We start from the raw sequence: 4,448 nt of genomic DNA on the forward strand, positions 1-4,448 counted from the left end.
GCCAGTCTGGCGCTGGCGGTGCTGGCAGTTGAACGCGGCGCGATAATAATACGGGCGCACGACGTCTCGGCCACTGTGGACGCAGTGGCGATGTGGGCGGCGATGCAGGACCTTGGGGAATCATGACAAAACGCTATTTTGGTACCGATGGTATAAGAGGGCGAGTCGGTGATTTTCCCATGACGGCCGACTTCGCCCTGAAATTGGGCTGGGCTGCTGGGAAAGTGATGAGAAGGGGTGGTGCCAGAGAAGTACTTATAGGTAAAGATACTCGGGCAAGCGGTTACATGCTGGAATCTGCGCTTGAGGCCGGGTTTTCGTCAGCTGGAATGGATATTGCCTTGGTAGGCCCTCTGCCCACGCCAGGCGTTGCGTATCTCGCATCGACTTTTCGATCTGATGGCGCTGTGATGATCAGTGCTTCTCACAATCCGTATTACGACAATGGCATAAAAATATTTGGTCGTGACGGTCAAAAGCTCAGCGACGCTCAAGAACAAGAAATCGAGCATTATCTAGAGATCGCTCTCAGCGAGGGATCGACATGTGTTAGTCCTGAAAAATTGGGTAAGGCTAGACGCATAGAGGACGCTTCCGGCCGTTATACCGAATACTGCAAGGCAGCGCTTCCCAGCGCTATCAGTCTCGAGGGGCTCAAAATAGTCGTCGACTGTGCGAATGGTGCTGCCTACCGAGTGGCTCCAGCGGTGTATCGAGAGTTGGGTGCGAGCGTAATTGCGATCCATAATCAGCCGGATGGCTTTAATATCAATCGTGATTGTGGTGCTACCTCGTTGGAGAGCCTTTGTGCTGCCGTAGTATCACATGGTGCCGATCTGGGCATAGCGCTTGATGGTGATGCTGACAGGCTGATTATGGTCGATCACGGTGGTATGGAGGTCGATGGAGATGAGCTTCTGTATCTACTCGCGCGCCAGTCAAAGTTTGCCGGCTATCAAGGAGGTGTCGTTGGTACACAGATGAGCAATTTGGGTCTTGAACAGGCGTTGGCAGCACTCGGAATCCCCTTCCAGCGTTCGAAGGTCGGTGATCGCTATGTAAAGGAGCTCATGGACAAGACGGGGTGGCGTTTGGGCGGTGAAACATCGGGTCATCTGTTGAACCTCGACTATGCCCCAACCGGTGATGCCATTGTTGCATCTATGCAATTACTGGCGTGCATGGTTAAAGAGGGTGTCAGTTTGCAGCGAGCCAAACAAGGCATGATCAAGAAGCCGCAAACATTAATAAACGTTTCTATTGATGGTGAAAGTCTCGATGAAGTTTTGGCTTCGCACTCGGTTGTCCAGGCGGTAAAAGACATTGAACATGAGCTGGGCCAAGAAGGGCGTGTTTTATTACGTAAGTCAGGCACAGAGCCGTTGATCAGAGTCATGGTCGAGGCGAACGAGGAGCTTCAAGCACGGAAAGCCGCCGAAAAGATAGCCTTAGTTCTGCAAGCATATTAGAGCTTATGGCGTTCTCAATGTTGCTTATATAAAAATCATTTCCATTAACCAGGGGTCGGCTTAGACTTTTGGAAAGAGGCACCTGGTGACCCTGGTAGGAAACCTCCAAGACTTTGGCTGCTCCCATTTTTTGAAAGATTAGCGTCAATTATATAGTGGGCAGGCACACATGGTAGCTGTTCACCTGTTTATGGTGAAAAGGTTTTTCAATAGCCGGGCTTTGTGCATTTAATGCAGGTGACAGCAAGTTATGTACTATCCTCTTCGTGTCATGCGCTGTTGCTCTGAAATTCCTTGCAGACTAAGTGGCTTTAGCGAGAAATACTGGCATCGGTGAGCTGAGAAACTTTGGTAAGGGATTATGGTAGAATGATTTATGTTTAATTTGTTAGTAATAGGTGGAGCCGGATATATCGGCTCCCATATGGTTAAACAGCTATTGGAGGCTGATTATCATGTGGTTGTGCTCGATGACCTATCGACAGGCTTTGAAAATGCCATTACTGCTGAAAATGCAAGGCTGATCATCGGTGACGTTGGTGATCGTGCGCTGCTGGATTTGCTATTCAGCACTGAAAAGTTCGATGGTGTCCTGCACTTCGCGTCTCTGATTCAGGTCGGTGAGTCAGTCGCCCAGCCGGCTCGGTATTACCGTTCCAATGTCGCCAAAACGCTGACCCTGCTGGAAGCGATGGTTGAACATGGTGTTGGCCCGTTGATCTTCTCTTCGACGGCGGCAGTGTTTGGCGAACCGGAATATAGCCCAATCGATGAAGCGCACCGCCAAGCGCCGATCAATCCTTATGGGGCGAGCAAGTTCATGGTCGAACGGATGCTGGAAGACTTCGATCGGGCCTATGGATTGAAGTCCGTGGCGCTGCGCTACTTCAACGCGGCAGGGGCTGACCCGGAGGGCCGCATTGGCGAGCGGCACGACCCGGAAACTCACCTGATTCCACTGGCGTTGCATGCGGTGTTAGGTGCCAGGCCACCCCTGAAGGTCTTTGGCCGGGATTATTCAACGCCGGATGGAACCTGCGTTCGCGACTACATCCATGTCACGGATCTCGCAGAGGCTCACCTGCGTGCACTTGAGTATCTTTGGGCGGGTAATCCAACGGCGCGGTTCAACCTGGGCAACGGCAACGGTTTCAGCGTCCAGGAAGTGATGGATGCTGTCGAGCGTGTCACCGGACAACCGGTGCCTCATGAAAATGCCCCGCGGCGGACTGGAGATCCAGCCCATCTGGTAGCGGACTCTCGTGCTGCCAAATCGACTCTCGGCTGGAACCCGCGATATGCCGATATCGATACGATTGTCGCCCATGCCTGGGCATGGGAACAAAAGCGCGTCAGACTACGGTAAGAATGTGCCTCTGCCTTTGAGGAACCCGAGATGAAACCCTGGACTCGATATCCCATCTGGTTTGGTGAGCTGTTCACCGGCGCCAAGTCGTTCAAGGCCAACCCACTGCTGGGCAGCGAGCGGCTGAATCGCTACGGCCTGCACGCCGCTCGGGTCTGGACGGCGTACTGGATGTCTCGGCTGCGCATGGCGATGCTGGCGCCGGGTGTGCCCAAGGCGGATCGCCAGCAGTTCCAGCGTTTCGGCTACGTGCTCAAGGAGAACTATCTCTCCGACTCGCAGTTCCAGGCGCTGATTCAAGAAATCGGCGCCTACGAAGGCGAGATCCGCGAGTGCTGCCAGGGCGACACCAACACGCACCGGATTCTGCTGTCGCCGGAAGTGGTCGAGCAGCTGCCGACGGTCAAGGCGGTACTGCAAGACTCTGCGTTGAAGCGGCTGTTCCGCTACTGCGCCGGCCACGCCCGCTTGCCGATCTGCCATATCGAGAACGTCCACAACGGCAGCCGGGATAGCGTCACCGAGCGCGACCCGCAGAAGAACCTGCACGTCGATACCTTTCAGCCCACCATGAAGTTCTGGCTCTATTTGGAGGACGTGACCGACGAGAACGGTCCGTTCGTGTTCGTGCCGGGCTCCAACCGGCCGCACCGTGAGCGGCTGAAGTGGGAGTACCAGATGAGCCTGCGGGCCCGGGAGCATGCGGATCGCTACACGGCTCGTGGCTCGTTCCGGGTAAGCCAGGAAGAGGCCGAGAGGTTGGGAGAGGGCGGCCCGCGGCCGTTCCGGGTCAAGGCCAATACGCTGCTCATCGCCAATACCTTCGGCGTTCATGCACGGGGCAGTGCGGAGCCGGGGAGTTCTCGCCTGGCGCTGTGGGGCATGAGCCGGACCAATCCCTTCCTGCCGCTACCGGGGCTGGGGTTCGATTACCTCAATCGGCTTCAGTATCGCGTGCTGCAGCGCATGCGCCGCCAGGAAGACGCGAAGGCCGCCGCCAAGGGGGGCCAATCGTCCTGGCATGTGATCGAGCAGCGGCGACTGTAGTTCTCGATTCGCCACACACCGCTCATTCGGAAAGCAACCTTCGGGTTGCTTTTTTTGTGCCTGAAATCCACGGCCGAGGATATTTCGGGAAACTCGAATCGGACTTTAGTCATATCCCTGACACGTAATCGCAATGGAGTCGTCATATATCTCTGTCATCGTTTCTTCACGCTAATGCCATAAGGGCGTTCCCTGTGAGCGCCACGCGATAGGAGATCGATATGGAGATCGTCGCCACGATAGCAAGGGAGCCTTGGGCAGACAGCGGCCACTCCCTGGGGCTGGCACGTCGGGTGTTCGAGGACCAGGCACGGGCGTTGGATGCTATTGGCTCGTCACTGAACGAAGATTTCCAGGGGGCTGTGGAGCTGATCCTGGCCTGTACCGACAAGGTCATCGTCTCGGGGATGGGCAAGTCGGGCATCATCGGGCGAAAAATCGCCGCTACGCTTGCGTCTACCGGCACGCCGAGCTTTTTCGTGCACCCGGGAGAAGCCTATCACGGTGATCTCGGGATGATCGGCGGTATCGACCTGGTGCTCTTGATCTCCCATAGCGGAGAAACG

General features: G+C 55.6%; 4 protein-coding genes. All 4 read left to right on the forward strand.

What is annotated here, in order from left to right; genetic code table 11:
- The first annotated feature begins 122 nt into the window (after positions 1-122).
- The gene (gene glmM, locus AC3AYF_RS18485; RefSeq protein WP_487780157.1) at positions 123-1,469 is read left to right on the forward strand and encodes a phosphoglucosamine mutase; all 1,347 of its coding nucleotides are present in this window, start codon (positions 123-125) and stop codon (positions 1,467-1,469) included.
- A gap of 376 nt (positions 1,470-1,845) precedes the next feature.
- Positions 1,846-2,835 carry a UDP-glucose 4-epimerase GalE gene (gene galE, locus AC3AYF_RS18490; protein ID WP_295040783.1) on the forward strand — a complete coding sequence of 330 codons (990 nt, stop codon included), beginning with the start codon at positions 1,846-1,848 and terminating at the stop codon, positions 2,833-2,835.
- A gap of 30 nt (positions 2,836-2,865) precedes the next feature.
- The gene (locus tag AC3AYF_RS18495) at positions 2,866-3,882 is read left to right on the forward strand and encodes a phytanoyl-CoA dioxygenase family protein (RefSeq protein WP_295040781.1); all 1,017 of its coding nucleotides are present in this window, start codon (positions 2,866-2,868) and stop codon (positions 3,880-3,882) included.
- 221 nt (positions 3,883-4,103) lie between these two features.
- Positions 4,104-4,448, forward strand: a 345-nt coding sequence (locus tag AC3AYF_RS18500; protein ID WP_487780158.1) for an SIS domain-containing protein, incomplete at its 3' end; no start/stop codon positions are given.

It is taken from the genome of Salinicola sp. (assembly GCF_982684285.1).